This window comes from Hyphomonas pacifica (assembly GCF_000682675.1).
Lineage (GTDB): Bacteria > Pseudomonadota > Alphaproteobacteria > Caulobacterales > Hyphomonadaceae > Hyphomonas > Hyphomonas pacifica.
Genome location: NZ_AWFA01000024.1, coordinates 1 through 26,311, shown reverse-complemented (window position 1 = coordinate 26,311; position 26,311 = coordinate 1). Strand labels below are relative to the sequence as shown.

Here is a 26,311-nt window from a genome sequence, read left to right as displayed (position 1 = left end):
AAATCGCGCGCACCCTATGCCCGGCGCCTTGTCAGAGCAAGGTTTGAACTACTGCGCAGGTTCGAGACTGGCGATCCATTCATTCACAATGGCGAGGCCACGTTCATCGACAACGCTGCGGCCGAGTTCCGGCATGGCAATGCCCGCTTCATCGGAGGCCATGCGGAAGCTCAGGATGGAGGTTTCAGGATGGCCGGGGTCAATAACGATGCGGCGTCCCCCGGAACCGCGCCCGGCGGCCGTCGGATGCTTGCCGACGCCATAGGTGACAGGGGTTTGCTCATTCCAGTCCAGGAACAGGCCGGAATTGGACGCAGACCCATCTGCCTTGTGGCAGTGTGCGCAATTGATATCGAGATAGGCGCGGGCGCGGCCTTCAATTGGCAGGCTGACATCCCAGACATCCGGCACGGCAGGCGGACGGGCGGGAACGCCATCCAGAATGCCGCGCGTCTGCCAGTCTGTCAGCTGGTTCAGTCCGGACGGGCCATCATGGTTCAGATTGCGCGCCTTGGGACCGATGGGTAGAACGGCATCGCCGCTCTGATGACATGTTTTGCACTGGTTCTTGTTGGGTACGGCGTAGCGAATGGTCAGCGGCTCACCCGCCGGGTCGGTGACGCTGATATCGGTCATCTTGCCTGCAGGGGCATATACGGCATCGGTGCCTGCTTCATTCCAGACATAGGGGAAGGCGGCCCAGCCATCTTCCTTGTGGATTAGCAGGCGGGTCTCGACCTTGTAGCGGCCTGTATCAGGCGTGCGCATATCAGGTGCGAAGGAGAAGGTTTTGACCAGAACCGTGCCGACCGGAAAGTCCAGTGCATCGGTCTGGGAGTATCTGGCTTGCTTTCCCTCTGGCACGAAGACGTAACGCGTCTTGAGCGCGTGATCCGAGAAGAGTGGATTGATCAGATCGTAAGGCACGACGCCCGGTGCCGGCTTAGCGGCAGCAAGGTCTGCGAACAGGCCATAGTCTGACAACTCAGCTGCCGCGATATCATTCAGGATGACTTCAAGATCGGGCCCTTTCGTCATATTCGGGCGCGCGCCACAGGCTGCGAGCAACACACAGGTGGCAAGGGCAAGGCGGCGTAGCATGCTGTGGCGGACTATTTCTTGTCCTGGGGAAGGAGGACTGGCGCAGGCTCATCTACAGGATCAGATTTCGGCCGCGTGGTGGATGGGGCCACTTGCATCGGGTCGACAGGATAGCGCCCGATTCCAAGATCTAGGTATCCAACAGAGCTTTCCTCTGCGATGACCAAATTTGGTATTTCGGAATTGTTTGCCCAGCTTGTGACACCATCTGCAACGATCTGGGGCAGGGTGCCGCCGACTGCCATGGCGAGGGGCTGCAATATGCCCTGAGGATCATTCCCGCCGCCGGAATAGCTGTTGTCGCGGACAACTATATCGCGTGGCAGCGGATTGTAGCGGTCATCCTTGACCTCTTCCGGATAGGCGGCCAGCAGTACATGTGCGCTGCGATTGTCCGTAAATGTGTTGTCGAAGACATGGACATTCTCGTTGGCCATGATCATCAGCCCGGTGCCTGAGGGGACGCTCGCCACGATATTGCCGGCAGGCGCGAAGTTGCGCGTATTGTTGGCGACAATTTGGTTGTCATAAATGCGTGTGGAGTGCCCGCCAACCTGCGGCAGGTCCGGCAGGTCGAACACCAGAATGCCGCCAGCATTGTGACGGGCGATGTTGCCATAGACATCTGCGGCGATAGAGTTTTCGATCTCGATACCGGCCACATTATATTCGGCGACAGAGTTGCGGACGATGATATTGTTCGATTGGCCAACATAGATGCCAGCATCAGAGGCGCCACGAACCGTCACATTCTCGATCAGAACATCATCGGACTCGACCGGGTAGACACCATAGGCACCATTTTTTTCATCCGGCCCACCTGTCCATTCCACGGTCAGATAGCGATAGATAATCCGGTCGGCACCTTTGGACTTGATGCCGTCGCCTTTAGTGTTCTGGATGGCAAAGTCTGTGAGTATTACGTCGTCTGATGTCACCAGCAGGCCTTCACCCGCGCCTGTCTGGCTTGTGAAGTCAAGAATCGTTTTGTCCTGCCCGGCCCCAACAAGTGTTACCTTGTCAACATCCAGAGAAAGGCCTGTCTCAAGCGAAAAGACGCCTTCCGGCATACGGATTGTCGTGCCGGGCTGGGCCTCGATAAGGGCTGCCTGCAAGTTTGTGGCGAAATCGCCATCGGCGGAAATTTCGACGGCTCCATCGGTTTTCTCCAGATGTGAGGCCTCAATTGGCTCGCTTTTCCCGTTCCCGCAGGCGGCCAAGGCAGCAAGGCTGGTGCAAACTGCGGAAAATACCAGATACTTCATGCCCGAACTCTCCCCCTGACAATATTTCTAGTTTTCATCTCAAGGGGAGAGAAAGGCAAGAAGTTGTTTGCGGTGAACGCGCTAGTGTACGCTCAAAGGCTTTAGATCATGCGCACGGGCGGCTGCAAAAGCTGCTTCGCGGCCCTGCACGACAGCCAACCGGACGCCATCGGCGGAAGCGACCACAAACAGGTCTTCCGGTTCTTCGATCCGTTCCATTGCATTTGCGGGCATGAGGCCCTGAATTTCGCCGGCATCCATGTGGCGGATGTAGACGAAGGCTTCGCTTTCAAACGGATTCGTTTTCAGTTCAGTTGTCATCGGTCCAATCCTTTCCGTCGTAAGACAGATACGCCGAACTCGGGAACGACAATGTCCCTTTTGTTCACTATAAAGGTGGGGCGTTCCAGGGTCTGTTCAAGAACCGGATTGGGGCCTTATCGGGGCGAGAGCATTCAGATCAGGTTCACATAACCGACCAAGTGATCAGCCAGGATATGCGGATCCTAGGGGTATTGGTGTTTCTCCGGGGGGAGTGGAGGAAATGGTGGAGCCAGACGGAATCGAACCGACGACCTCTTGCATGCCATGCAAGCGCTCTCCCAACTGAGCTATGGCCCCGAACCGGGAAGCGAGGGATTACCTCCCTCGCTCGCACCTTTCAAGTCTAATCTTCATCTTCTTCATCAATTACGAGATCATCATCGTCATCATCATCGTCATCGATGTCAAAATCATCGTCGTCGTCGGTGAGAATGACGTCGTCATCATCATCGTCCACGCCGTCCTCGGTGAAGCCTGACGGCACCTTGGCAGGTGTTTCGTCTTCCTCGTCATCATCTGCGCCGCCTTCGAGGATCACTTCCTCTTCGTCGCCGCCGAGTTCCTTGGCTTCTTCCTCGTCATCATCTTCTTCGTCGTCATCGACATCATCATCGTCGCGAGCTGCGGTGTCGACTTCGTCTTCATCATCATCGTCATCATCATCTTCGGATTTGACAGCGGCTTTCGCGGCCTTTGCCTTCACCTTGGTGATGGTGGTGCGGATGATTTCATCTTCCGGATCAAACTCCTCGCCGCATTTCGGGCACACGCACGGGCGTTTGTTCAGGTCGTAAAAGCGTGCCTCGCAGGACGGGCAGACTTGCTTGGTTCCAAGTTTGTCTTTGGACACGGGCGACAGCCTCCTTGGGGGTCTTCGCGGAAATTGTATGGCGGGGCGCTTGCCATGAACGCCTCACGCTGTCAAAGCCCCAATTCACGTGATCAATCAACTAGGAATTTTCCGGAAATGGTGTGGACCAGTCGTCCTGTAAAAACCCTGAAGGGAGCGATCCGTGCCCCTGGGGACAAATCGTGCAGTCACAGAGCCCTAATTATGGGCGGTCTGGCAGAGGGCACCAGCCAGTTCAGCGGCCTGCTGGAAGGCGAGGATGTACTGCGCACGGGATGGGCCATGGAAGCGTTGGGCGCGGATGTGAAACAGCTGGGAGGCGGCAAATGGCAGGTGACCGGCGTGGGGCGCAAGGGCCTGTCCCAGCCGGACAAGGTGCTCGACTTCGGAAATTCCGGCACGGGTTCGCGTCTGATCATGGGCGTTGTCTGTGGTTATCCGATCACGGTCGAAATGACTGGCGACGCCAGCCTGAGGTCGCGTCCGATGAACCGCATCCTGACACCGCTGCGCCTGATGCGCGGGCTGGATACGGCCGGGCCAGATGGCCGTCTACCTTTTTCCATGGTCGGGACGGATGATCTGAGAGCCATCACCTATTCGCCGCCGCAGGCTTCTGCGCAGGTCAAATCCGCCATCATGCTGGCCGGGTTGGCGGCCAGTGGAACTACTGTTGTCGAGGAGGCAAAGCCGACCCGTGACCATACCGAGCGCATGTTGCGCGGCTTTGGCGCGAAGGTGGATGTTGCACGTCTTGATAGCGGTGTGATGCGGATTTCAGTGGAAGGCGGTCAGACTCTCAGCGCGCTTGATGCGGCCATTCCTGGGGACCCGTCCTCTGCGGCCTTCCTGGTTGCGGCGGGTATTCTGTCACCTGAGGGTGATGTGATTGTTGAGGGCGTGATGTCGAACCCGACCCGGTCCGGCTTTTTCGATGTGGCAAATCTGATGGGGGCACATCTTGGGGCAGAGGAAGCGGGCGATGCAGCGGGCGAGCGCCTGATCAATCTGCATGCCGGGGCCGCAGCCCTTAAAGGCAAGGCTGTACCGGAGCGCCTGGTACCGTCCATGATTGATGAGTTCCCGATTCTTGCTGTCCTCGCCGCCTTCGCGGAGGGCGAGACGATTGTGACGGGCGCTGAAGAACTGCGCGTGAAAGAATCAGACCGTATCGGCGCGACGGTTGCCATGCTGCGCGCAAATGGTGTCGAGGCCGAAGAGCGCCCGGACGGGTTCGCCGTTCAGGGCTGCGCCGGCAAGGTGCCGGGTGGCGGCCTCGTGCAGACCCATCATGACCACCGCATCGCCATGAGCGCGCTGATCATGGGCACTGCGGCGCAAAATCCTGTCAGCGTCGATGACATCTCCATGATCGCGACGAGCTATCCGGATTTTCTGTCGCATATGACGGAACTGGGCGCGGATATTTCGCAGGGGTAATGCCGCGTCTCGCCCTATACCCCGGCAGTCTTCTGGACGTGGACGCAGACGTCATCGTCAATGCTGCCAATTCCAGCTTGCTGGGCGGAGGCGGTGTCGACGGCGTCATCCACCGCGCTTCAAAGAGGCTTGTCGCCCACTCGCCCCCTGCCCGCCGGGCGAGGTACACGTGACGGAGGGATTCGGCCTTGCCCCGCGACTCATTTTCCACACGGTAGGGCCGGTCTGGCGTGGTGGACAGGATGGTGAGGCAGACATTCTGGCCAATTGCTACCGCAACTGTCTTACCGAACTCAGCCAACGGAACATGCATCGCATCGTATTTCCGGCCATTTCGACCGGTGCTTATGGTTACCCGCCAGCACAGGCTGCGCACATTGCTGTCACCATCTGTGCCCGGCACCCAGCCGCCCGCGATGCCGAAATCGTTTTCGCGGTTATAGACCGAGAAAACCGGTCTGCGCTCGGTGCCGCCCTCAACGCCATCCGCTGAGTCCCCTGCCCCTACGGCAGAAATTGACCTTCACTCTTCCAAAGCCAAAGTGCAGCCATGATCGATCTCACCTCACCCCTGACCTTCGCCCATGGCCCGGCCATGAAGAATCGCTTCATGCTGGCGCCGTTGACCAATCAGCAGAGCCATAAGGATGGCACGCTCAGCGAGGATGAAATCCGCTGGCTGGAAATGCGTGGGCAGGGCGGTTTTGGCCTCGTCATGACGGCGGCGGCGCAGATTGATCTGCATGGCATAGGCTTTCCGGGTCAGCTGGGCGTCTATGATAACCGTCATTTGCCGAAACTGACCGAACTGGCGGCAAAGCTGAATGCGACCGGCACGCATTCGGTGGTGCAGCTGCACCATGCCGGCATGCGCACGCCGCATGATTTGATTGAAGGCCCGCCAGTCTGCCCGTCAGATAACGAGGAATTCGGAGCAAGGGCGATGACACTGGCTGAAGTGGAAAAGGTGCGCGACGATTTCATCGCGGCGGCGGTGCGCTGTGAGACAGCGGGCTTCCATGGTGTCGAAATCCACGGCGCGCATGGCTATCTGCTGTGCCAGTTTCTCAGCGCCGAGATCAACCAACGTGATGACCAGTATGGCGGGTCTCTGGAGAATCGCTTCCGCCTGACGCAGGAAATCGTCGACGGCATCCGCGCCGCCTGCGGACGTGACTTCTCGGTAGGGCTGCGCCTGTCGCCGGAACGGTTCGGCATGGATTTGATGGAAGTGCGCGATGTTGCGCAAAAGATCATGCGCGACGGCAAGATTGATTATCTCGACATGTCGCTATGGGATTGTTTCAAGCTGCCGCAGGATGAAGCCTATCAGGATCGTGACCTGCTTGGCTGGTTCACGGACCTGGAGCGTGGTGACGTGCGTCTGGGCGCAGCGGGCAAACTGACGACAGGCGAGACCTGCCAGAAGGCGATGTCAGCGGGGCTGGATTTCGTCGTGATTGGCCGGGGCGCGATCCTGCATCATGATTTCCCGCAGAAAATTGCCGCGGATGCAAACTTTGAACCCATCAGCTTGCCCGTTCCGGTTTCCCACTTGCAAAATGAGGGGCTCGGGCAGGCATTCATTGACTATATGGGCCGCTGGAAAGGCTTCGTGGACGCGGGGGAAGGTGAGACGGCCTGAGCTGCTTGACTTGGCCAGCGGGTTCGTCCACCTCCCGGCCCGATGATTATTGCCATTGATGGAACCACGGCGTCGGGCAAAGGCACGATAGCGAAACGGCTGGCAGCCCATTACGGACTGCCGCACATGGATACCGGCCGGCTTTACCGGGCAACTGCCGTGGCGGCCCTGAAAGCGGGTATCCCGCTGGATGATGCCGATGCCCTGGCAAATATGGCCCGCACGCTGGATCTGGCTGACTATCAAGAGGCGGAGTTGCGCACAGCTGAGGCAGGCAAGGCGGCTAGTGTGGTTGCGGTCATTCCGGAAGTGCGTCAGGCGCTGTTCGAACTGCAACGGGCCTTTGCCACCCAGGATCTCGGCGCCTTGTTGGATGGCCGTGATATCGGTACCGTGATTGCGCCGGACGCTGATGTGAAGCTCTGGATAGATGCAAGCGTGGAAGAGCGCGGCTATCGTCGCTGGAAGGAATTGCGCGGTCAGGGCGAAGACGTGACATTGAAAGCGGTGATCGAACAGCTTCGCGTGCGTGATAAAAGAGACCAGTCTCGTAAGGATGCTCCGGCAGAAATGGCGGTAGATGCTGTCTTGATTGATACGACTGAGCTCTCTATAGAGGCCGCAGTGGAAAAGGCGCTGGCAGCTGTAGAGGCCGCTCTCGCCCGTGGAAACCGCACCTGAAGGGGCTTTTCAGCCTCAAATCCAAACAGGTTGCACCACTTCAAATTCAAGAGACCACGCTCTCGGGTCGTTCTGAGCGGGCTGCAATGGTGCATGTCCGCCCTGAGCCGTTCGATCCGCCGAAGGAACCCAAATGTCTGATAAAATGAACCCGTCGACCGATGATTTCGCAGCAATGTTTGAATCATCCACGGCCGCCAGCGCCATGCAGGAAGGCCAGGTTATCCCGGCAACTGTGATCCGTATCGATAATGATGCGGTGCTGGTAGATATCGGTCTCAAGACCGAAGGCCGTATCCCGCTCAAAGAATTCTCGATGGAAGACAAGGAGCCGGCATCCGGCGACATCGTCGATGTCTACCTTGATCGCATCGAAAACGCCCTTGGCGACGCTGTCCTGTCCCGTGATAAGGCCCGTCGCGAAGAGCGCTGGATCAAACTGGAAAAGAGCTTCAATGCCGAAGAGCCTGTCAAAGGCGCCATCTCCGGCCGCGTCAAAGGCGGTTTCACCGTCGATCTTGGCGGCGTGAACGCCTTCCTTCCTGGCTCCCAAGTCGATATCCGCCCTGTGCGCGACGTAGGCCCTCTGATGGGCGAAGTTCAGCCTTTCCAGATCCTCAAACTGGACCGCGCGCGTGGCAACATCGTTGTATCCCGCCGTGCGATCCTCGAAGAGAGCCGCGCCGAACAGCGTGCTGAAATCGTTTCCGATATGGCTGAAGGTGATGTCCGCAAGGGTATCGTCAAGAACATCACCGATTATGGTGCGTTCGTTGACCTTGGCGGCATCGACGGCCTGCTGCACGTCACCGACATGTCCTGGAAGCGCATCAACCACCCGTCTCAGGTGGTCGAAGTTGGTCAGGAAGTCGAAGTCCAGATCATCAAGATCAACCCTGAAACCCAGCGTATATCGCTCGGCATGAAGCAACTCGGCTCCGACCCGTGGGACGGCATCGACGCGCGTTACCCGGTTGGCGCACGCCTGAAGGGCCAGGTCACCAACATCACCGATTACGGTGCCTTCGTGGAGCTGGAAGATGGTGTCGAAGGCCTGATTCACGTGTCCGAAATGAGCTGGACCAAGAAAAACGTCCATCCGGGCAAAATCCTGTCGACCTCTCAGGAAGTCGATGTGGAAGTCCTGGACGTTGATTCCGAGAAGCGCCGCATCTCTCTCGGCCTGAAGCAGACCATGGACAATCCTTGGACCGCTTTCCTGGCAGAGCATCCGGTCGGCACCGAAATCGAAGGCGAAGTTCGTGGCATCACGGAATTCGGTCTCTTCGTAGGCCTCGGCCCGGACCTCGACGGTATGGTGCACATCAACGACATCGCTTGGGACAAGTCCGGCGAGCAAGCCATCGAGTCTTTCAACAAGGGCGACATGGTCAAAGCCAAGGTCCTCGACGTTGACGTTGACAAAGAGCGTATCTCGCTTGGCATCAAGCAACTGTCCGGCGACCCGATTGAAGCCCCGGCTGATGGCGGCGCTGCCGTCAAGCGTGGCTCCACGGTTACCTGTACGGTTACGGAAGTGACGTCCGGCGGTATCGAGGTTGAGTTCGGTTCTCCGGCGATGAAATCCTTCATCCGCCGCTCTGACCTTTCCCGTGACCGCGCCGACCAACGTCCTGAGCGTTTTGCTGTAGGCGACAAGGTCGACGCCAAGGTGATCTCCGTGGATCGCGGCTCCCGCCGTGTGTCCCTGTCGATCAAGGCCTTGGAAATCGCTGAAGAAGCAGAAGCCGTCGCACAATACGGTTCTGCGGATGCCGGTGCGTCCCTGGGTGACATCCTGGGTGCAGCCCTGGCGTCTTCCGGTACGTCCAAGGAAACGTCCGACAAGGTCGAGCCGACGCCGCCGTCCACCGACGGTCAGGCTACGGCTGACGAATCCGCTCTTGACGACAAAGGCCGTCTTTCCGGCCCGCAGGGCGATGCTGATGATCTGAAGCAGATCAAAGGTGTTGGTCCGGCTTTCGAGAAGAAGCTGAATGAAGCTGGTATCTACCATTTCTGGCAGATTGCTGCGCTGACCGATGCCCAGATTGCCGTCCTCGAAGAGGAAGTTGGCACCTCTGGCAAAGGTGCGGAGTGGAAGGCTCAGGCCGAAGAACTCAAGAACGCCTGAGACGGCTGAGACGGTCTTCGGATACGTATTCTAAAATTGATGAAATGTTTGCGGCGGGGGCCTAGCGCTCCCGCCGCAAATGCGTGTAATATCAAAGACATGCTGAAGTCAGAACTGATTGCAAAACTCGCCATGGAATATAGCCATCTACGCCAGGAGGATCTGGAGCGGGTGGTCAATGTCATTCTGGACGAGATCGGTGCGGCGCTTGCCCGCGGGGACCGTGTGGAACTGCGCGGTTTCGGGGCGTTTTCCGTGCGCCAGCGTGATGCCCGCAAGGGGCGCAACCCACGCACGGGTGAGGCTGTCAGTGTGCCGGCTAAGGCCGTACCTTTCTTCAAGGCAGGCAAGGAATTACGCGCTCGCGTGAATGGCGGCGAGGACCCAGAGGCGAGATAAGGCTAACCGGGATCGCGTGCGTGATGAACGTGCTTGACGATTTTGCCGAATGGACAGCTAATCGCAGTTCATTCCAAGCGGCGGTATATTGAGAAAAGGGGCCTTTATGCTGAAGGAATTCAAAGAATTTGCGATGAAGGGAAATCTCATCGACATGGCCGTCGGCTTTGTCATGGGCGGTGCGTTTGCAACAGTCGTCACGGCTTTCATCCAAGGTGTTTTCTTGCCGCTCTTGGCGCCCATCATGGGCGGCATCGATCTGTCGGAAATTGCTTACACAATTTCCCCGGCCGAGATTAATGAAGCTGGCGAAGTGGCTAAAGAGGCCGCAGTGGTTGAACTCGGTAACTTTATTGCTGCCGTGATCTCTTTCATCATCGTGGCCTTTGTCATGTTTATGATCGTTAAGGGCATGAACAGAATGAAGAAAAAGGAAGAAGCCGCTCCGGCGGCGCCACCGCGCCAGGAAGTGCTTCTGGAGGAAATTCGCAATCTTCTTGCCAAGCAAAGCTGAAATCTGCGAAGAGATATTCATGAACGGTTAAGCAGTATTTGTTTACCTTCATGAATAGTAGAGTAAACGTGTAGAGTATTGAGGGGCAGCCTTATTGGCTGCCCTTCTTTTTTGCGGTCACGATTGTCTTGCCTGGCCGACCCCTTCGCCTAGTTATTAGAGCATGAGCGCAGTTGTTTTTGGTGCTTCAGGAGGAATCGGGCAGGCCCTGGTCCAGCGCCTGCTGGAAAGCTCGTGGTATGGTTCTGTCTTTGCCGTTTCCCGGTCCGGCCGTGTGCCGGAAGGGGCGGTCAGCATCCAGGCGGATGCGCTGGATGAAGCAGCGCTGGAAGCAGCCGCCAAAGAGATCAGTGCGAAGACGGACAGGATAAGACTCTGCGTGGTTACGGTCGGCCTTCTGCATGAGGGCGCCGGTCTGACGCCCGAAAAATCCTATCGCCATCAGAGCCGCGATGCTTTCGAGCGCGTCTTTGCGGCCAATACGATTGCGCCTGCGCTGATAACTAAGCATATGCTGGGGCGGATGCCCCCATCAGGGCGCTGGGTGTTTGCCGCTCTTTCAGCGCGGGTCGGATCCATAGAGAATAATGACCTTGGCGGCTGGCATGCCTATCGTGCCTCAAAGGCGGCGCTGAATATGCTGATTCGAAACTATTCCATCGAGTGCCAGCGACGGAATGCAGATTCCATCTGTGTCGGCCTACACCCCGGTACAGTGGACACAGGCCTGTCAATGCCTTTCCAGACCAATGTTCCGGACAGCCAGTTGTTCTCGCCCGAGCAATCGGCGACTTATCTGTTGGAGGTCATCGACAATCTGACAGCAGCCGATAGCGGCAAGGTGCTGGACTGGGCCGGTAAGGTCGTTCCTGCTTGAGGGGCGGCAGACCGCAACTGAACCTTAAGCCTGCTCTGACAGGATGACCTTATGGAGACCCTGGCCGCTTTCACATCATACCTTCAGAATGAGCGCCGCATGGCGGCCAAGACGGTCGAGGCCTATCAGAGCGATCTCGCCGGGTTTCTGGGCTTTCTCCGGACTTATCTGGAAGAAGAACCGACACCGAAACGTCTTGGAAAATTACGTGCGCGCGATGTGCGGGCCTTTCTGGCGCAGCGCCGCCGTGAGGGCCTCTCCGATGCCTCGATTGCGCGACTTCTGTCTTCGGTGAAGGCACTTTACCGCTGGCTGGGCCGCACGCATGACATAGAGAATGCAGAAATCGCCTATCTGCAGGGCCCCAAACGTCCGCAGCGCTTGCCGCGCCCGGTTTCTGTCGAAGCAGCGAAGGATCTGATCGAGGAGGCCGCGTCGGACCCGGACACTGAAGCCTGGGTCAATGCGCGGGACGCGGCCGTCCTGTCGCTGCTGTATGGCGCAGGCTTGCGTATCTCCGAAGCGCTTAGTCTTACTGGGTCTCACATCCCCGCGCCTGAGCGCCTGAGGATCACGGGCAAGGGTAACAAGATGCGGATTGTACCCCTGCTCCCGGCCGTGCGGCAGGCGATGGAGACATATGCGGAGCTGTGTCCGTACCGGCTGGGGCCGAACGATCCGATGTTTCGCGGAGCCAAGGGCGGCGCCTTGAACCCTCGTCTCATTCAGGGTCTGGTGCAAAGGCTGCGCGCAATCCTTGGTCTGCCTGATACGGCGACACCTCACGCATTACGCCATGCCTTTGCAACGCATCTTCTGGCTGAGGGCGCAGACCTGCGGGCGATACAGACCCTGCTGGGCCATGCATCGCTCTCGACGACGCAGGTTTACACCGGCGTGGACAGTGAACGCTTGCGGGATGTCCACGCGGCGGCCCATCCGCGCGCCTGAATTATCCTTACAAAACCCTTTTAAATTGCCCATTACTGCCTCAATTGGCGGTAATCCTGATGCTGTAAGCTCTTGGCAGGAGTGCAGAAAGGACTGGCGCCATGGGTGTCAAAAGAAATGTAATTCTGGGGATTCTGACCCTTGCAACCTTTATCGGTTGTGGACTCATGGCTCAGGCTCAGGAAGATCAGGTCGACTATGATGGCTTTGTCGCGCTCGCAGATGAAGTCTCTGCCTATCGCGTAACGCGGCTGGTTGATCTGGAGACATTCAACCAGATGAAAGCGGAAGGCGGGACACTCGTTTTGGATACACGCAGCCAGGCGGCCTATCTGATGGGGCATATCGACGGCGCCATTCATCTGAACTTCTCCGACTTCACGGATGCCAAACTGGCCGAGACAATTCCCTCCAAAACCACGCGGATTCTGATCTATTGCAACAATAATTTCGTCGATGATGTTGCACCGGTTCCGGTAAAGAGGATGGAGTTGGCGCTGAATGTGCCGACCTTTATCAATCTGTATGGCTACGGCTATCAGAACATCTATGAGCTGGACGGCAGCTATCAGATGGCCGATCCAAACATTCACTGGGTCTCTGGAGCGGCGTCGCTTTAGGGCAGTTTTCCTGCCTATGTGCGCCAGAAGCGCACATTACGCAGTTTCCACTATTGCAAATCGTTCTCAAATTTGCCTTTAAGGCTGTACTTGCGATGCAGCCGGACTCTTCAGTAAATCTGAAGTGTTCGCTGCGCGCATTGCATTTGTCCGGCTAAGGCGTCATGTGACGCCGCGTACCCGTAAGGAGCAAGAGCCAAGACATGACAGCAGAAGCCTCCCCTTCCCCCGCGGCCGCCAAGAAGGTAAATCCGAACGCGCCAACCGAGGAAACCGTCCTTGAGGTGAAGCACTATACAGACCGGCTGTTCCGCTTCCGCTTGACGCGCCCGTCCACCTTCCGGTTCCGGTCTGGTGAGTTCGTGATGATTGGGCTTTACAAGGATGATGGTCGCCCGTTGTTGCGCGCCTATTCTGTTGCAAGCCCGAGCTGGGATGAGGAACTGGAATTCTACTCCATCAAGGTGCCGGATGGGCCGCTCACCTCGCGGCTGCAGAAGATTCAGCCAGGCGACAAGGTATTGCTGGGCAAGAAGCCAACGGGCACACTGGTGCATGATGCGCTGGTGCCAGGCAAGCGGCTGTATTGTTTCTCCACAGGTACCGGCTTTGCGCCATTTGCAAGCGTTGTGCGCGATCCGGAAACTTATGAGAAATTCGACGAGGTGATCGTCACGCACACCTGTCGTGAGGCTGCGGAGCTGGAATATTCCAAGGAGATTGTCGACGAGACGCTAAATCACGAATTCCTGGGTGAACTGGCCCAGGGCAAGCTGCGCCGCTATGGCAGCTGTACCCGTGAAGACTATGAGCATAAGGGCCGTATCACGACCCTGATCGAGACGGGTAAACTGTTTGAGGATCTGGCCGTTCCGCCGCTTAATCCGGAAACGGATCGTGTGATGATCTGTGGCTCCATGGAGATGATTCGGGACGTGAAAGAGCTGATGCTGAAGGCCGGCCTGACGGAAGGCTCGAATGCGGCGCCGGCAGAATTCGTGATCGAAAAGGCCTTTGCCGGCTAGCGCCTCCACACCAAACGCTTTGCGGAATCTGAGTGCCGTGGTTAACCTCCTGCCCGGGAGGACGACACCTATGCGCGCTACGCAGTCTCTGACGCTTGCCCTCGCGGCGATAGCCCTGCCCTTAGCGATGAGCGCTCAGGAGCGGACCTGCCGCGTGGACGATACGCCAAGCGGGGCGAAGGTTGTTGGCGGCGTCAGCGCGCATGTTGAAAACTGGCCGGGCATTGCCTCCATCCAGCTGCGTATGCGCGAGAAGACCTACCATGTCTGCGGCGGCGCGGCGATTTCTCCGCAATGGATCGTGACTGCGGCTCATTGCGTCGAAGGCTTTGCCGTGTCTGAAGAGAGCGGCCGTGTCTTTGCCTATGAGTCCACGGGTGAGGGGGCGCCCTTGCGCAAGGTGGCGGCCATCCGGGTTCAGCTGGGCACGGAAGATTTGGGCTATATGCCCGATAGTGCACATGGTTCTTTTGTGACGCAGGTGATCACCCATCCGGATTATGCCGGGGCCGATGATATCTATAAAGGGGCGGACATCGCCTTGCTGAAGCTGGCAGACCAGTGGACCGGCCCGATAGCCACGCTATCCGTTGATGCGTCGACAGATCGTTTGTCCAAAGCGGGGGAGGAGGCTTGGGTCGCGGGCTTTGGAAATCTTGAGGAGTTACAGCCGGGCGAGCGCACGAAATGGCAGAATGCACGTAATTTCGCGCTCGCCGCACCGAGTCTTGTTTTGCAGGAAACCTCCGCGCCAACTGTGGATGCGTCTGTCTGCCAGCAGCGACTTAGAAAAGCCTCCATGCTGGAAGGGTATCCGGCCTTATACCAATCATTGATTGTTGACAACCATCTGATCTGCGCCGGACTGGAGCAGGGCGGCAAGGATGCTTGCCAGGGCGATAGCGGCGGGCCGCTGGTCAAATATGCCAAGAATGGCTGCCCCTACCAGATCGGCATTGTGAGTTGGGGCGTCGGTTGTGGCCGCGAGGAGAGTCCCGGTGCCTATACGCGCATCTCGGCTTATGCCGAATGGATCAAATCCTATGTTCCGGATGCGAACTTCATTCAGGCGGCCGACGTGCCCGCGCCGACACGCGGCGTACCGGATCTTGTCGCCAGTGTGCAGCAGGATTTTGAGCAAATCGTCATGGATATGCCCGTGACGTTGGTGAATGCAGCGGGTGAGCCTGTGTCTGTTATCGAGAATGGCGACATGGTGGATTTGAAAGTCACACTGCCCGTGCGTGGCAAGCTGGTGCTGTTCGATTACAATTCCAATGATATGCTGACGCAGCTTTACCCAAATCCGATGGAGGCTGCAGGGGAATGGCCTGTGCGGGAAGCGGGTGATGAAATTTATCTGGCCAGGGACATTTTCGGCGAGCCAGGCTTGCAGGCAGGCCCGCCGCTCGGGCCTCAATCCATGATTGCCATGGTTGTGCCCAAAGATGCGCGTCTTCCCGTCTCTCCGCAGCGTGGGTTCAGCGAGATTTCTGCACCGGTGGATTATATCACACGGCTTGTGCGCACGGCGCTGCGCCAGCAGGAAAGTGTGAGGGGCCTGTTCCGCATTGCGGCAGACGAAGAGGCAGATACGGATGAGGCTGCTAATCTGACGCCCCATCTGGCGATGGGCGTACTGAATTACTGTATCGATTCTCGTATTTGCGGCGCTCAGGATGCTGCGGAGAACTAAAGGTCGTTTACCCCTCAGTTGAGAGATAGGTGAAATTCGCAACACCCTGTTCAGCGGGCAGTTACTACACCCATGCTACGCGAAGGGATGCTTCGCCGTCTTATTGCCATCCTGCTAACAGTCTATGCAATCGCCTTTGCCTTTGGCGCGCTGACGGCTGTGCGCTGGCCTTCGATCATGATGGTGATGAGCTGGATTGTGAAGGATGACATTGCCTCAGGTCTTGAGAGTGTCGACTGGCGCCAACTCGGCATCGCCCATGGCGGACCCTATCTGATAGCCTCACTGTGCTTTTACAGCTCCGGTGTCATGGTTGCGGCCCGACGCCGCGGTGGTGTGCTGTGGTATCTTTATGGGGCCCTCGCAGGCATTCCCTGTCTCTATCTGGTGACATTCGAGCCCGGCTGGTGGCGTGATCCCAGTCCGGAAGAAGGTGCGATTGCCGGGGTCTGTGTAGGTGCGATATTGTTGTTCTTTGCTGTGTGGGAGCTTCGTGTGCGACCGGGCCGCGAGGTTCAGCCAGCCCAGGCGACGGACGTCCCCTTGATACTGACCAAACCGCTTGCCCCGCAGGTTCAGGCGCATAGCCCGACCCCGGATGTTCCGGCCGTTGTCCGCAAGCCGAAGCCGACTTTCGTGCCCGCCGCGATTGCGCGCCAGCGCGCGAGTTTTGCGGTGCATGGCCGCAAGATGCAGGCCCGCCGTCGCCGCGCCAGCTAGGCCAAGTCTGGGCAGGCATATCTCTTTCCATTTGCTGTAGGTGAGGCTTAGCCCTACCCTTGCCGGACAAAGGATAAGGGGAGGATGCAATGTCTATCATATGGCGCTTGCTCGCAGTTCTGATCACATTGATTGCGGGCTGGTTGTTCTGGGGTGGCCTGCATGCCGTGAATATCGTTGTCAGCCGGGGCAGTAGTGTTTCGGATGCTTTGTTGCAGCCACCCACCAGTCTGGTGCGGCTTGTTGCAACGAGTGTCATGCTTATTGGCGGATTGCTGCTGATTTTCCGCCGATCTGTCGGAAAATGGATCCTTCTGGTGGGCATATTGCTGTTCACGTTGCTCGCTGGCCTTATGGCAGCGTCAGGGGCCGACCCGGTGCTGTGGATGGATGAGGCCATCACAACAGGCGTTCTGTGGCTGCTTTTCGCGGGCCTTGTCGTAACGAAACGCAGCTAATCCAATTCTGCAGACCCTGCCGCATTGATTTCAGAAGTAAAATGCCTAGTTTGGCGGCTCATTCCTTTGAGCCCATAGACCAAGGCAGATTTCCCCATGGCTGAGACATACGACGTCGTCATTATCGGTGGCGGCCCCGGCGGCTACAATTGCGCAATTCGCGCAGGACAACTCGGGCTGAAGGTTGCCTGTATTGAATCCCGTGGCACGCTTGGCGGCACCTGCCTGAATGTGGGCTGCATCCCCTCGAAGGCCTTGCTGCACGCCTCAGAAATGTTCGCTACGGCGCAGAATGACTTTGCGGCTATGGGTATCAAGACCGGCAAACTTGAGCTGGATCTGGACCAGATGATGGCCCAGAAGACCGATGCCGTGAACGGCCTGACCAAGGGCATCGAGTTCCTCTTCAAGAAGAACAAGGTCGACTATGTCAAAGGCCGCGGCAAGATCCTCGGCAAGGGCAAGGTCGAAGTAACCGGTGAAGACGGCAAGACCCAGACGCTGGATACGAAGAATATCGTGATCGCCACCGGTTCTGAGCCGGCAAACCTGCCGGGTATCGAGATTGATGAAGAGCGCGTTGTTACCAATACTGGCGCCTTGTCGATGACCTCCGTTCCGAAGCGCCTGATCCTGATTGGCGCCGGGGTGATCGGTCTTGAGATGGGCTCCGTCTGGTCCCGCCTCGGTTCTGAAGTGACAGTGGTTGAATATCTCGACCGTATCATGCCTGGCGCCGACAATGAGATCGCCAAGGAAGCCCAAAAGGTCTTCAAGAAGCAGGGCCTCAATTTCCGCCTCGGCATGAAAGTGACGGGTGTCGAAAAGCTGAAGTCCAAGCTGAAGCTGAGCATGGAGCCGGCAGCTGGCGGTGAAACGGAAGTTCTGGATGCTGACGCCGTGATCGTTGCGATCGGCCGCAAGCCCTATACTGAAGGACTTGGCCTCGAATCCGTTGGCGTGAAGACGGACAAGCGAGGCGTTGTGCAGGTCACCGATGGTCACTTCATGGCCGCTGATGGTGTCTGGGCTGTTGGTGACTGCATCCATGGTCCGATGCTGGCCCACAAGGCAGAGGACGATGGTGTTGCTGTTGCCGAACTGATTGCCGGCAAGGCAGGGCATGTCGATTACAATCTGGTGCCGAGCGTCGTTTACACCAAGCCCGAAATCGCCTGGGTTGGAAAGACCGAGGAACAGCTGAAAGAAGAAGGCGTGGAATATGTGAAGGGCAAATTCCCCTTCATGGCCAACTCCCGTGCGCGAACGAATCACGAGACCGACGGGTTCGTGAAAGTTCTGGCAGACAAGAAGACGGATCGTATTCTCGGTGCCCACATGATTGGTGTTGGCGTTGGCGAAATGATCGGTGAACTCTGTGTCGCAATGGAGTTTGGCGCCGCGTCTGAAGACGTCGCCCGCACCTCCCACGCGCACCCGACCCTATCGGAAGCGATACGTCAGGCTGCGATGGCTGTCGAAGGCTGGACGATGCAAATGTAGGCAGAGGCAATTTTTTGCTCTTCCTCTTTGCGATAAAATCTGGACCAGCCTGCTGTTCGGGCTCAGGCTCGGGATATGTATACGCATCCCGCAGCAGGCTGGCGCATCCGACCTTTTTCACGGCGTGACTACAGGCCGTGCTATCAATTGCTTCGCGACTGTCTGACAGAGTTCCCCTGGCGCAGCCCTGCGGCGCCCTATTTGCGGAAATTGTTCAATTCCCTGCCAAGCGCACGCGCCTGGGTCGCCGAGGAGCCGAATGCCGGAGTGGTCGGTTTTCTCACACTTCGGCCAGAGGTCTGCTATATTGATCATCTCTTCGTGGCACGGGACTGGCGGCTATGCGGGGTAGGGCGCGGCTTACTGGACGTGGCCCGGCAGGAAACGGGCAGGCCGCTAAGCCTAGATGTCGACATGCAGAATGTGAATGCGCGCAAGGCGTATGAGGCGCTCGGCTGGAAGGTTGGCGCGAGGACCGGAAGTGCAAAGGCCGAGCAGATACGCCTGATCGGTCCTTGAGATAGTGTACTATTCTGCAGCCTTCATCAGGGCCTGCATCCGGTCAAGCCAAGCGAGCCAAGCCTTGCGGCCCGTATCTGTCAGGTGGACCCGTGTCTGGGGTTTTCGGCCCACAAACAGCTTTTCGAGGTCCACATAACCCGCCTCTTCCAGTTTGCGCAAATGGGTCGACAAATTGCCGTCTGTCGCGCCAACCTTTTCTCGTAACTCCCCAAAAGTCGCGGGGCTGACCGTGGATAGATAGGCCATGACGCCAAGGCGCAAGCGGCCATGAATAACATCGTCAATATCGGAATGGTCAAAGGGATTGCTGTCCGTCATGACGGACCTCAGACAGTTTCGCTGGGTTCACGGCGCATCAGGATAATGCCGGGCACCAATACGCAAATCGCTGCGACGGCAGCCCCGAATAGCCACATATAATTCGTCCCGCTGAGCAGGATGGCGGGGACGACACTCAGCATGGCCGCAATACCAGCCAGCTTGAGGGGAGCGGTATTGGCGATCACCCCGGATACATATTGCGACAGACCATACAGGCCAACGACCATAGGAACAGACCAGATAAACGGCGAGAAGACATTTAACATCATTGCCGACAAAAAGGCGCCAAGGAAGTAAGCACCGAGGAAATATCCAGAGGCTTGCCACACCAGCGCAGAGACCTTGTTGCCCGTAGAGGCGCGCCCCGGTTTGCTGTTGGGGTAGCTCATCTTCATCAGGTACATGCCGCCGACACCGAGGGTGACATAGGCAATCCACATGATTGCGAAAGCCACGGGTTGTAGGCCGAACATGCCCTCGGCGATGGCGTAGTGGCCGAGATAGGCGGCTGCGGTCAGGGCGCCCCACAAGACAAGAAACCGGCCACCCAGAAGCGGGGCGTTTTTCCCGGCCTCAGCCAGGTCACGGATGTAGGCAAGATCATCTGCCATGGTTTGAGGACTCATTCTGATCTCCATAGAGTACTTTGAAAAACAAAGTATATGGATAAAAAGAACCGTCAAGGCCTTGCCCAGGGAATTGCAAAGATGTCCTGTAAGCAGGAGGTAAGGGCGCCTAGTTCTCGGAAAGGCGCGCCATTTCCTCATCAGAAAGTTCGGAATTGTCATAGACGTTCGAGACGTCGTCCAGGTCGTCCAGAACATCGAGCAGCTTCATCAGCGTGTCGGCCTGGTCACCTTCAACGGGAACCGTGTTCTGTGGTTTCCAGATCAGCTTCGCGGACTTTGCTTCGACGGCATCGCCGAAATGTTCTGCCAGTGCGTCAGCAACCGTCTGCAGGTCTTCGCGTGCCGTATAGATCCAGTGGCCTTCCTCGTCAGACTCGACATCTTGTGCGCCGGCCATAATGGCGGCTTCCATCATCTCGTCTTCACTGCCGGCCTCTGCCGGATACTGGATTTCACCAACCTGGTCGAAGCCGAAGGAGACAGAGCCTGTCTCACCAAGGTTTCCGCCATTCTTGGAGAAAGCTGTACGGATGTCAGTTGCCGCGCGGTTCTTGTTGTCTGTGGAGGCTTCCACAATGATGCCGACGCCGCCGGGGCCAAATCCCTCATAGCGGATGTCGATATAGTCATCGCCGCCGCCGCCTTGGCCCTTGTCAATGGCGCGCTGGATATTGTCCTTCGGCATGGACTGGCCGCGCGCGTTCTGGATGGCCAGACGCAGGCGTGGATTGCCGTCGGGATCAGGCCCGCCCATCTTGGAGGCGATGGTGAGTTCCTTGGAAAGGCGTGCGAACAGCGCGGCGCGCTTCTTGTCCTGTGCGCCTTTGCGGTGCTGGATGTTTGCCCATTTACTATGGCCGGCCATGAGAGTCCTCGTCGGATCGGTTCGGAAGATGGAAAGTGTGGCGTTTAGCGCAGGTTGGCGGGATGGCCAAGGTGGAGGATGCAAGCCATTTTCACTCCCATGAATGCGAGTGTCTGTAGAATTTGCAAAAATTTTCCGCGCCAAATTGACACTTACGTCAACGTAAACCTTGCGTCTTTTATTTGGGGGCGATAGGCACAGTCCACGAAGTCTAGAACCCCAACAGATATCTGGAGCGCTTGTATGAAGGTCCTCGTGCCCGTCAAACGCGTGATCGATTATAATGTGAAGGTCCGGGTCAAACCTGACCAGACCGGCGTCGATCTCGCCAATGTCAAAATGTCCATGAACCCGTTCGACGAAATCTCCGTCGAAGAGGCTGTTCGTATGAAGGAAGCCGGCACGGCGACGGAAGTCGTCATCGTTTCCATCGGTCCACAACAAGCTCAAGAAACCATCCGCACGGCGCTTGCCATGGGTGGTGATCGCGGAATCCTGATTAAGACGGATGAAACGGTTGAGCCGCTGGCCGTTGCGAAACTGCTCGCTAAGGTCGTGGAAGAAGAAAACCCGGATCTCGTTCTGCTGGGCAAGCAGGCAATTGACGATGATTCCAATCAGACCGGCCAGATGCTGGCCGCTCTGCTCGACTGGCCGCAAGGAACGTTCGCATACAAGCTGGAAAAGGACGGTGACGCCCTGACAGTGACACGCGAAGTGGATGGCGGTCTGCAGACACTGAAGCTGACCACGCCGGCCATCGTGACCGTTGACCTGCGCCTTAACGAGCCGCGCTATGCTTCCCTGCCGAACATCATGAAGGCAAAGAAAAAGCCGATCGATGAGAAAGCACCGGGCGACTATGGAGTTGATATTGCGCCGCGCCTGTCCGTGGTGAAAGTGACCGAGCCGCCGGTACGTGAAGCGGGCGAGAAAGTCGAAGACGTCGCCACGCTGGTTTCGAAACTCAAAGCTGCGGGAGCGATCTAATGGCTGTTCTTGTTATTGCTGAACACGATAATGCATCCCTGAACGATGCAACCCACAAAGTGGTCACTGCCGCTGCCAAGTTCGGCGGCGATGTGGATGTCCTCGTGGCGGGTGAAGGCGCTGGCGATGTGGCCTCTGCGGCTGGAAAGATTTCCGGCGTTCGCAAGGTGCTGCATGCAGACGGCGCGTCCGTTGCCAAGCAGGTTGCCGAAGCCATGGAAGCCCTGGTCGTGCCGCTGATGGATGGCTATGATGCCGTCTTCATCCCGGCTACCACGATGGGCAAGAATATCGGTCCGCGTATCGCAGCCAAACTGGATGTGATGCAGCTATCTGATATTACCGATGTGATCGACACCGACACGTTTGAGCGGCCGATCTATGCCGGTAACGCCATCCTTACGGTGAAATCTTCCGACGCGAAGAAAGTCATTACCGTGCGTGGTACGGCTTTTGACGCTGCAAGCGAAGATGGTTCCGCTTCCGTGGAATCCGTTGATGCTCCGGCAGGTCCATTCAAATCGGAGTTCGTTTCCGAGCAAATGGTCAAGTCCGACCGTCCGGAACTGGCAGGAGCCAAGCGCGTCGTCTCCGGCGGCCGTGCCCTCGGCTCCAAGGAAGAATTCGATCGACTGATCGTGCCACTTGCCGACAAGCTGGAAGCCGCCGTTGGTGCTTCCCGCGCCGCCGTCGATGCTGGCTATGCCCCGAACGATTATCAGGTTGGCCAGACCGGCAAGATTGTTGCGCCTGAGCTGTATGTGGCTGTTGGTATTTCCGGAGCCATCCAGCACCTCGCCGGCATGAAGGACTCCAAGATCATTGTTGCGATCAATAAGGACGAAGAGGCTCCGATCTTCCAGGTTGCCGATTACGGCCTTGTCGCGGATCTATTCGTTGCTGTGCCGGAGCTGACCGAAGCGCTCTGATCACATAGAACAATTCCAGCTAAAAGCCCTTGGTGCATAACGCGCTGGGGGCTTTTTCATGAGGTACGCCTCTGTTGTGACCTTGTCCTTACAAAACCGGGAAAGAATGCTCACAAGCCGAAATAGCGGACCTTGCGTTTTGTTAAGGCCATTTCGCTATACAGGAGATTGCAATCCGGGGCTCAAGGCAGGCGCGCATCGTTTCTGCAGGCCGGGCGAGCTGGTGAGAGGTGATATATGGCTAAATCCGTCTTGCGATCCGTGCCTGCAGGTGCAGAAACTATCGACGCTTCAGATCTGCGAGATTTGAAGATTGCCATCATTCTTCCCTGCCACAATGAAGAGGCCTCAATCGCTCAGGTGATACAGGAGTTCAGGGAGGTACTGCCACAAGCGGACATTTTCGTCTGCGACAACAATTCATCGGACAGGACTGCAGAGATTGCCCGCGCGGCAGGAGCGGACGTTTTACAAGAGCCCTACCAGGGCAAAGGCAATGCCGTTCGCCGCCTGTTTAGTGATGTGGAGGCAGATATTTATGTCATGGCCGATGGGGACGCAACGTATGATGCGGAGGCGGCCCCACGCATGATCTCACGTCTGGTTCAGGATAGGCTGGCCATGGTGAGTGGCGCGCGCGTGAGTGAGCATATAGATGCTTATCGGTTCGGGCATAGGTTCGGAAACTGGATGCTGACTAGTCTCGTAAGAATGAGCTTTGGGGATCGTTTTAGAGACATGCTGTCAGGTTATCGCGTGATGACTCGACAATTCGTCAAAAGCTTTCCGGCGCTCTCAAATGGTTTTGAGATTGAAACGGAATTGTGTGTACATTCCCTTCGTCTCCAATTGCCTGTCATTGAGATGGACACGGCTTATCGTGCTCGCCCGGAAGGTTCTGCCAGCAAGCTCAGTACAATACGCGACGGCGCTCGTATATTGCGGGTGATCAGCCGACTTATCCGTGATGAAAAACCGCTTGAGTTCTTTTCTGCTGTCACAGGGCTTCTATTCCTGACAGCGTGTATCATGATCATGCCCATTTTGATGACATATGTTGAAACAGGCTTGGTGCCTCGCTTCCCGACGCTTTTTGTCGCGATGGGTGTCTTTGGCATTTCGATGTTGTCGCTTGCCGTGGGGCTCACACTGGACACTATCTCACGAGGGCGCACTGAAATGCGGCGCCTCGCTTATCTGGCAGTCTCTTCTTATGGCAGGTACCATCGCTAATCGAAAGCTGATGAGCTGGCCAGAAACCGAAGCAAGCCCAATGAACAAAAAGCTCAAGGTTCCAAGTGCCAGAAGTAGCGGGCTGCGATATTTAGTGGCCAACTTGTGTGCGCTGGGTGTGGATTATCTTCTCGCATTGTCACTGTTTCATTTTGCGGATGCAGATTTGAGCTTCGCTGCCGGAGTATCCTTCATATTGGTCGGCTTCCTGTTCTATTTCGTCCACGAGTTTTGGACGTTTAAAAGTGCTGACTCCCGGTTTTCCCGTCAGCGCCTCATCGGCAATCTCACCGTTCTGCTTGTGGCGGGTGCCGTGAGAGTGTTGCTGATTTTCGTGCTGGAATCCTGGAAGGCACCTATTGGTATCTTGGCGACCATTTATTTTGGAATTGGCGTTGCCGGATCTTTCGTGACGAATTTCATGTTAAACCGCTTTTTTGTATTTCGCCGCTGATTGTGTGGCCTGTGCTTGCAAAGCCACATCCAGCGATCCGCGACAGACCAGACTGCGAGATAGACTTGTGTTTGACGCACTGCACAAACACGATATGACATGTCTTTTTTGAACAAGCTTGGGACAAAAGCCAGATGACAGACCTGAAGACTATTGGCGTGATTGGCGCAGGTCAGATGGGCAACGGGATCGCCCATGTAAGCGCTCTCGCAGGATATGATGTTGTCCTGAGCGATATTTCCGAAGATGCGCTGGCGCATGGCATGGAATCGATCGAGCGTAATATGGCCCGCCAAGTTGGGCGCGGTCTGATCGATCAGGCTGAGATGCAGACCGCTCTTGCGCGCATCAAGCCGACTACGGTGATCAAGAATCATGAGTCAGCAGGCTTTGTCATCGAGGCCGCAACCGAAAAGCGCGAAGTCAAAGAGCAGATTTTCCGGTCTATTTGCGAGATCGTGCCGCCGGAAACCTATCTGGCGACGAACACGTCTTCTATCTCCATCACGCGCTTAGCATCGGTGACGGACCGGCCCGAGAAGTTCATCGGCCTGCACTTCATGAATCCGGTACCGTTGATGAAACTGGTAGAAGTCATTCGCGGTCTGGCCACAAGCCAGGAGACTTATGAGCTGGCTATCAATTTTGCCCGCCGCCTGGAGAAGACTACCACGAATGCCGAGGACTATCCGGCCTTTATCGTGAACCGTATTCTGGTGCCGATGATCAATGAGGCCGTCTATGCGCTTTATGAAGGCGTTGGCACAGTGGAAAGCATTGATACGGCCATGCGCCTTGGCGCAAATCACCCCATGGGACCGCTGACGCTGGCGGACTTTATCGGACTGGATACATGTCTGTCGATTATGCAGGTCCTGCATGATGGGTTGGCGGATACAAAGTATCGCCCGTGCCCGCTGCTGGTGAAGTATGTCGAGGCCGGATGGGTCGGCAAGAAAGTTGGCAAGGGCTTCTACGACTATTCCGGAGAACAGCCTGTTCCGACGCGCTAAGCCTGTTTCGATCTATTCTTGCTAACGGGTCATTTGATGCATCAGTAAGGCTTGGCATACGACTGCTGTGACCGTTTCTGTCTTGAAGGGCTTTGGGATCAGAAAGGTTGGCTCCGGCTTGTCTCCGGTCAGCAATTGTTCCGGATAGGCCGTGATAAAGATCACCTGCGTATTACAGAACCCTTGGATTTCCTCTACTGCTTCCAAGCCTGAACTCTCATCAGCCAGACGCAAGTCTGCAAGAATGAGGGAGGGGGTGTGCATCTTCGCCAGGGCGACTGCTTCGGCGTGGGTGCTTGCTGTCGCGGGAACTGTGTGCCCCAGATCTCGTAAGGCAGTGGCCAGATCATAGGCAATAAAGGGTTCATCCTCGATAACCATTGCCGTTGTGACGAGAGAGGACAGGAGTTCTTCAGAGGCATTGCTGATACGTGCCTGGACACTTTCAGCCTCAATATCCAATGCTTCGGCTACCTCTTCATCCGAGACATTCTCGACAGAAACTAGCAGCAATGCCCGGCGATTTGTTGTGTTTGCCAAGCGCAGATATTCCGGCAGAATGTCACTGGCCTCTATCTGAGCATCCACCAGCTGTCCCAGCGCCTTGTACAAGGCGGCTCGTGGGCTCGTAGTCTGATCAAGGTTGAGCCTGTCTTCCAGAAGTTGATTCAGAAGTTTCCCAACCAGTTTGTCTCCTTCGGTCTGGACCCCTGTCAGGGACCGCGCGTAGCGGCGTAGAGACGGCAACAGGGCCTGTAGCTGTTGGTGCAGTGGCATGGAGGGCCCCGTCGTATTATGCTGTTGAAGTCGTTAAACTCTTCAGATCAAAGTTGGTGGTTCGTTAACCCGAAGCTGTGATCATGTTGAAAGATAAAACAAAAAATTCTTTGTGAAGAGTGCGTTTTTTCCAAATCAACATGTCAGAAAGAGGGCACATGGTTCTCTGGATACACAGCACCGCATGTCAGGAAGAAATTGTAGGGTTCCACCTAAGGCTTCAGAAGGAACAGAAACGCCATTCTGGGCTGGCGGCACGAATAGTTCAGAAAGTGAGGCCACTCAGGAAGATGTGGTTTGGTTGGCAAGACAACCGGGGGACAAGAGGTCATGAGTAATAGCAATTGACCTGAGCCCTTTGGCTCCCTCATTCAT

Annotated in this window: 27 protein-coding genes, 1 tRNA gene and 2 pseudogenes; 21 read left to right on the top strand and 9 right to left on the bottom strand. The window is 56.8% G+C overall.

Annotated features, from left to right (window positions below; genetic code table 11):
* Window positions 1-48: 48 nt before the first annotated feature.
* The 5 genes from HY2_RS09385 to HY2_RS09365 form a co-directional block, all read right to left on the bottom strand.
* Window positions 49-1,038 carry an SO2930 family diheme c-type cytochrome gene (locus HY2_RS09385; protein ID WP_241762401.1) on the bottom strand — a complete coding sequence of 330 codons (990 nt, stop codon included), beginning with the start codon at window positions 1,036-1,038 and terminating at the stop codon, window positions 49-51.
* A 74-nt stretch (window positions 1,039-1,112) separates the two neighbouring features.
* The gene (locus tag HY2_RS09380; RefSeq protein ID WP_034827012.1) at window positions 1,113-2,366 is read right to left on the bottom strand and encodes a parallel beta-helix domain-containing protein; all 1,254 of its coding nucleotides are present in this window, start codon (window positions 2,364-2,366) and stop codon (window positions 1,113-1,115) included.
* 81 nt (window positions 2,367-2,447) lie between these two features.
* Entirely contained in the window at window positions 2,448-2,687 is a 240-nt protein-coding gene (locus HY2_RS09375; RefSeq protein ID WP_034827011.1) for a DUF1150 family protein, read from the bottom strand.
* A 224-nt stretch (window positions 2,688-2,911) separates the two neighbouring features.
* A tRNA-Ala gene (locus tag HY2_RS09370) sits at window positions 2,912-2,987 on the bottom strand.
* A 46-nt stretch (window positions 2,988-3,033) separates the two neighbouring features.
* The gene (locus tag HY2_RS09365; RefSeq protein WP_034827010.1) at window positions 3,034-3,540 is read right to left on the bottom strand and encodes a TIGR02300 family protein; all 507 of its coding nucleotides are present in this window, start codon (window positions 3,538-3,540) and stop codon (window positions 3,034-3,036) included.
* Between the two features lie 117 nt (window positions 3,541-3,657).
* Between HY2_RS09365 and aroA the strand changes: the two genes are divergently transcribed.
* The 16 genes and pseudogenes from aroA (at window position 3,658) to HY2_RS09285 (ending at window position 18,722) form a co-directional block, all read left to right on the top strand.
* Window positions 3,658-4,980 carry a 3-phosphoshikimate 1-carboxyvinyltransferase gene (gene aroA / locus HY2_RS09360; RefSeq protein WP_034827009.1) on the top strand — a complete coding sequence of 441 codons (1,323 nt, stop codon included), beginning with the start codon at window positions 3,658-3,660 and terminating at the stop codon, window positions 4,978-4,980.
* Window positions 4,980-5,473, top strand: a pseudogene (locus tag HY2_RS09355) (macro domain-containing protein). Before aroA ends, HY2_RS09355 begins: the two are co-directional and overlap by 1 nt.
* A gap of 57 nt (window positions 5,474-5,530) precedes the next feature.
* Window positions 5,531-6,625: an NADH:flavin oxidoreductase gene (locus HY2_RS09350; protein WP_034827008.1), complete on the top strand. Its 1,095-nt coding sequence runs from the start codon at window positions 5,531-5,533 to the stop codon at window positions 6,623-6,625.
* A 42-nt stretch (window positions 6,626-6,667) separates the two neighbouring features.
* Complete coding sequence (cmk, locus tag HY2_RS09345) at window positions 6,668-7,306, top strand: (d)CMP kinase (protein WP_034827007.1); 639 nt, start codon at window positions 6,668-6,670, stop codon at window positions 7,304-7,306.
* A 133-nt stretch (window positions 7,307-7,439) separates the two neighbouring features.
* Window positions 7,440-9,119, top strand: a pseudogene (gene rpsA / locus HY2_RS09340) (30S ribosomal protein S1); the annotation flags it as partial.
* A 420-nt stretch (window positions 9,120-9,539) separates the two neighbouring features.
* Window positions 9,540-9,839, top strand: a complete 300-nt coding sequence (locus tag HY2_RS09335; protein ID WP_034799346.1) for an integration host factor subunit beta — start codon at window positions 9,540-9,542, stop codon at window positions 9,837-9,839.
* A 106-nt stretch (window positions 9,840-9,945) separates the two neighbouring features.
* Window positions 9,946-10,353 carry a large conductance mechanosensitive channel protein MscL gene (mscL, locus tag HY2_RS09330; RefSeq protein ID WP_034827005.1) on the top strand — a complete coding sequence of 136 codons (408 nt, stop codon included), beginning with the start codon at window positions 9,946-9,948 and terminating at the stop codon, window positions 10,351-10,353.
* Window positions 10,354-10,516: 163 nt separating this feature from the next.
* Window positions 10,517-11,230: an SDR family NAD(P)-dependent oxidoreductase gene (locus HY2_RS09325; protein WP_034827003.1), complete on the top strand. Its 714-nt coding sequence runs from the start codon at window positions 10,517-10,519 to the stop codon at window positions 11,228-11,230.
* 51 nt (window positions 11,231-11,281) lie between these two features.
* Window positions 11,282-12,181 carry a tyrosine recombinase XerC gene (locus HY2_RS09320; RefSeq protein WP_034827001.1) on the top strand — a complete coding sequence of 300 codons (900 nt, stop codon included), beginning with the start codon at window positions 11,282-11,284 and terminating at the stop codon, window positions 12,179-12,181.
* 101 nt (window positions 12,182-12,282) lie between these two features.
* Window positions 12,283-12,801, top strand: coding sequence for a rhodanese-like domain-containing protein (locus HY2_RS09315; RefSeq protein ID WP_051594878.1), 519 nt, complete (start codon window positions 12,283-12,285; stop codon window positions 12,799-12,801).
* A 203-nt stretch (window positions 12,802-13,004) separates the two neighbouring features.
* The gene (locus HY2_RS09310) at window positions 13,005-13,826 is read left to right on the top strand and encodes a ferredoxin--NADP reductase (RefSeq protein ID WP_034826999.1); all 822 of its coding nucleotides are present in this window, start codon (window positions 13,005-13,007) and stop codon (window positions 13,824-13,826) included.
* Window positions 13,827-13,896: 70 nt separating this feature from the next.
* Complete coding sequence (locus HY2_RS09305) at window positions 13,897-15,522, top strand: serine protease (RefSeq protein WP_034826997.1); 1,626 nt, start codon at window positions 13,897-13,899, stop codon at window positions 15,520-15,522.
* 87 nt (window positions 15,523-15,609) lie between these two features.
* Window positions 15,610-16,242 (top strand): hypothetical protein, encoded by a 633-nt coding sequence (locus HY2_RS09300; protein WP_034826995.1) that lies wholly within the window; start codon window positions 15,610-15,612, stop codon window positions 16,240-16,242.
* 89 nt (window positions 16,243-16,331) lie between these two features.
* Window positions 16,332-16,700 (top strand): hypothetical protein, encoded by a 369-nt coding sequence (locus tag HY2_RS09295; protein WP_034826993.1) that lies wholly within the window; start codon window positions 16,332-16,334, stop codon window positions 16,698-16,700.
* Window positions 16,701-16,796: 96 nt separating this feature from the next.
* The gene (lpdA, locus tag HY2_RS09290; protein ID WP_034826991.1) at window positions 16,797-18,203 is read left to right on the top strand and encodes a dihydrolipoyl dehydrogenase; all 1,407 of its coding nucleotides are present in this window, start codon (window positions 16,797-16,799) and stop codon (window positions 18,201-18,203) included.
* Window positions 18,204-18,278: 75 nt separating this feature from the next.
* The gene (locus HY2_RS09285) at window positions 18,279-18,722 is read left to right on the top strand and encodes a GNAT family N-acetyltransferase (RefSeq protein ID WP_034826989.1); all 444 of its coding nucleotides are present in this window, start codon (window positions 18,279-18,281) and stop codon (window positions 18,720-18,722) included.
* Window positions 18,723-18,731: 9 nt separating this feature from the next.
* On the opposite strand, the gene HY2_RS09280 is transcribed toward HY2_RS09285, so the two are convergent.
* The 3 genes from HY2_RS09280 to HY2_RS09270 form a co-directional block, all read right to left on the bottom strand.
* Window positions 18,732-19,043, bottom strand: coding sequence for a winged helix-turn-helix domain-containing protein (locus HY2_RS09280; protein WP_034826987.1), 312 nt, complete (start codon window positions 19,041-19,043; stop codon window positions 18,732-18,734).
* 8 nt (window positions 19,044-19,051) lie between these two features.
* Window positions 19,052-19,672, bottom strand: a complete 621-nt coding sequence (locus tag HY2_RS09275) for a hypothetical protein (protein WP_146617188.1) — start codon at window positions 19,670-19,672, stop codon at window positions 19,052-19,054.
* A 109-nt stretch (window positions 19,673-19,781) separates the two neighbouring features.
* Complete coding sequence (locus tag HY2_RS09270) at window positions 19,782-20,540, bottom strand: YebC/PmpR family DNA-binding transcriptional regulator (RefSeq protein WP_034826981.1); 759 nt, start codon at window positions 20,538-20,540, stop codon at window positions 19,782-19,784.
* Between the two features lie 243 nt (window positions 20,541-20,783).
* Here HY2_RS09270 and HY2_RS09265 point away from each other — a divergent pair, with 243 nt between their 5' ends.
* The 5 genes from HY2_RS09265 to HY2_RS09245 all read left to right on the top strand — a co-directional run bounded on the left by HY2_RS09265 (window position 20,784) and on the right by HY2_RS09245 (window position 25,159).
* Complete coding sequence (locus HY2_RS09265) at window positions 20,784-21,530, top strand: electron transfer flavoprotein subunit beta/FixA family protein (protein WP_034826979.1); 747 nt, start codon at window positions 20,784-20,786, stop codon at window positions 21,528-21,530.
* Window positions 21,530-22,459 (top strand): electron transfer flavoprotein subunit alpha/FixB family protein, encoded by a 930-nt coding sequence (locus tag HY2_RS09260; protein ID WP_034826976.1) that lies wholly within the window; start codon window positions 21,530-21,532, stop codon window positions 22,457-22,459. The genes HY2_RS09265 and HY2_RS09260 overlap by 1 nt, the downstream gene beginning before the upstream one ends.
* Before the next feature lie 261 nt (window positions 22,460-22,720).
* Complete coding sequence (locus HY2_RS09255) at window positions 22,721-23,692, top strand: glycosyltransferase family 2 protein (RefSeq protein WP_241762400.1); 972 nt, start codon at window positions 22,721-22,723, stop codon at window positions 23,690-23,692.
* On the top strand, window positions 23,673-24,146 hold the full coding sequence (locus HY2_RS09250) for a GtrA family protein (protein ID WP_081814997.1): 474 nt from the start codon (window positions 23,673-23,675) through the stop codon (window positions 24,144-24,146). The genes HY2_RS09255 and HY2_RS09250 overlap by 20 nt, the downstream gene beginning before the upstream one ends.
* A 134-nt stretch (window positions 24,147-24,280) precedes the next feature.
* Window positions 24,281-25,159 (top strand): 3-hydroxybutyryl-CoA dehydrogenase, encoded by an 879-nt coding sequence (locus HY2_RS09245; RefSeq protein WP_034826972.1) that lies wholly within the window; start codon window positions 24,281-24,283, stop codon window positions 25,157-25,159.
* 21 nt (window positions 25,160-25,180) lie between these two features.
* Here HY2_RS09245 and HY2_RS09240 read toward each other — a convergent pair whose 3' ends face one another.
* Entirely contained in the window at window positions 25,181-25,936 is a 756-nt protein-coding gene (locus tag HY2_RS09240; protein WP_034826970.1) for a PhyR family response regulator anti-anti-sigma factor, read from the bottom strand.
* Window positions 25,937-26,311 lie beyond the last annotated feature (375 nt).

Excerpts from the sequence above, each read along its gene's own strand:
- HY2_RS09385 (WP_241762401.1), bottom strand. The coding sequence starts at position 1,038 with ATGACGAAAGGGCCCGATCTTGAAGTCATCCTGAATGATATCGCGGCA.
- HY2_RS09380 (WP_034827012.1), bottom strand. The coding sequence starts at position 2,366 with ATGAAGTATCTGGTATTTTCCGCAGTTTGCACCAGCCTTGCTGCCTTG.
- HY2_RS09375 (WP_034827011.1), bottom strand. The coding sequence starts at position 2,687 with ATGACAACTGAACTGAAAACGAATCCGTTTGAAAGCGAAGCCTTCGTC.
- aroA (WP_034827009.1), top strand. The coding sequence starts at position 3,658 with ATGGTGTGGACCAGTCGTCCTGTAAAAACCCTGAAGGGAGCGATCCGT.
- HY2_RS09350 (WP_034827008.1), top strand. The coding sequence starts at position 5,531 with ATGATCGATCTCACCTCACCCCTGACCTTCGCCCATGGCCCGGCCATG.
- cmk (WP_034827007.1), top strand. The coding sequence starts at position 6,668 with ATGATTATTGCCATTGATGGAACCACGGCGTCGGGCAAAGGCACGATA.
- HY2_RS09335 (WP_034799346.1), top strand. The coding sequence starts at position 9,540 with ATGCTGAAGTCAGAACTGATTGCAAAACTCGCCATGGAATATAGCCAT.
- mscL (WP_034827005.1), top strand. The coding sequence starts at position 9,946 with ATGCTGAAGGAATTCAAAGAATTTGCGATGAAGGGAAATCTCATCGAC.
- HY2_RS09325 (WP_034827003.1), top strand. The coding sequence starts at position 10,517 with ATGAGCGCAGTTGTTTTTGGTGCTTCAGGAGGAATCGGGCAGGCCCTG.
- HY2_RS09320 (WP_034827001.1), top strand. The coding sequence starts at position 11,282 with ATGGAGACCCTGGCCGCTTTCACATCATACCTTCAGAATGAGCGCCGC.
- HY2_RS09315 (WP_051594878.1), top strand. The coding sequence starts at position 12,283 with ATGGGTGTCAAAAGAAATGTAATTCTGGGGATTCTGACCCTTGCAACC.
- HY2_RS09310 (WP_034826999.1), top strand. The coding sequence starts at position 13,005 with ATGACAGCAGAAGCCTCCCCTTCCCCCGCGGCCGCCAAGAAGGTAAAT.
- HY2_RS09305 (WP_034826997.1), top strand. The coding sequence starts at position 13,897 with ATGCGCGCTACGCAGTCTCTGACGCTTGCCCTCGCGGCGATAGCCCTG.
- HY2_RS09300 (WP_034826995.1), top strand. The coding sequence starts at position 15,610 with ATGCTTCGCCGTCTTATTGCCATCCTGCTAACAGTCTATGCAATCGCC.
- HY2_RS09295 (WP_034826993.1), top strand. The coding sequence starts at position 16,332 with ATGTCTATCATATGGCGCTTGCTCGCAGTTCTGATCACATTGATTGCG.
- lpdA (WP_034826991.1), top strand. The coding sequence starts at position 16,797 with ATGGCTGAGACATACGACGTCGTCATTATCGGTGGCGGCCCCGGCGGC.
- HY2_RS09285 (WP_034826989.1), top strand. The coding sequence starts at position 18,279 with ATGTATACGCATCCCGCAGCAGGCTGGCGCATCCGACCTTTTTCACGG.
- HY2_RS09280 (WP_034826987.1), bottom strand. The coding sequence starts at position 19,043 with ATGACGGACAGCAATCCCTTTGACCATTCCGATATTGACGATGTTATT.
- HY2_RS09275 (WP_146617188.1), bottom strand. The coding sequence starts at position 19,672 with ATGAGTCCTCAAACCATGGCAGATGATCTTGCCTACATCCGTGACCTG.
- HY2_RS09270 (WP_034826981.1), bottom strand. The coding sequence starts at position 20,540 with ATGGCCGGCCATAGTAAATGGGCAAACATCCAGCACCGCAAAGGCGCA.
- HY2_RS09265 (WP_034826979.1), top strand. The coding sequence starts at position 20,784 with ATGAAGGTCCTCGTGCCCGTCAAACGCGTGATCGATTATAATGTGAAG.
- HY2_RS09260 (WP_034826976.1), top strand. The coding sequence starts at position 21,530 with ATGGCTGTTCTTGTTATTGCTGAACACGATAATGCATCCCTGAACGAT.
- HY2_RS09250 (WP_081814997.1), top strand. The coding sequence starts at position 23,673 with ATGGCAGGTACCATCGCTAATCGAAAGCTGATGAGCTGGCCAGAAACC.
- HY2_RS09245 (WP_034826972.1), top strand. The coding sequence starts at position 24,281 with ATGACAGACCTGAAGACTATTGGCGTGATTGGCGCAGGTCAGATGGGC.
- HY2_RS09240 (WP_034826970.1), bottom strand. The coding sequence starts at position 25,936 with ATGCCACTGCACCAACAGCTACAGGCCCTGTTGCCGTCTCTACGCCGC.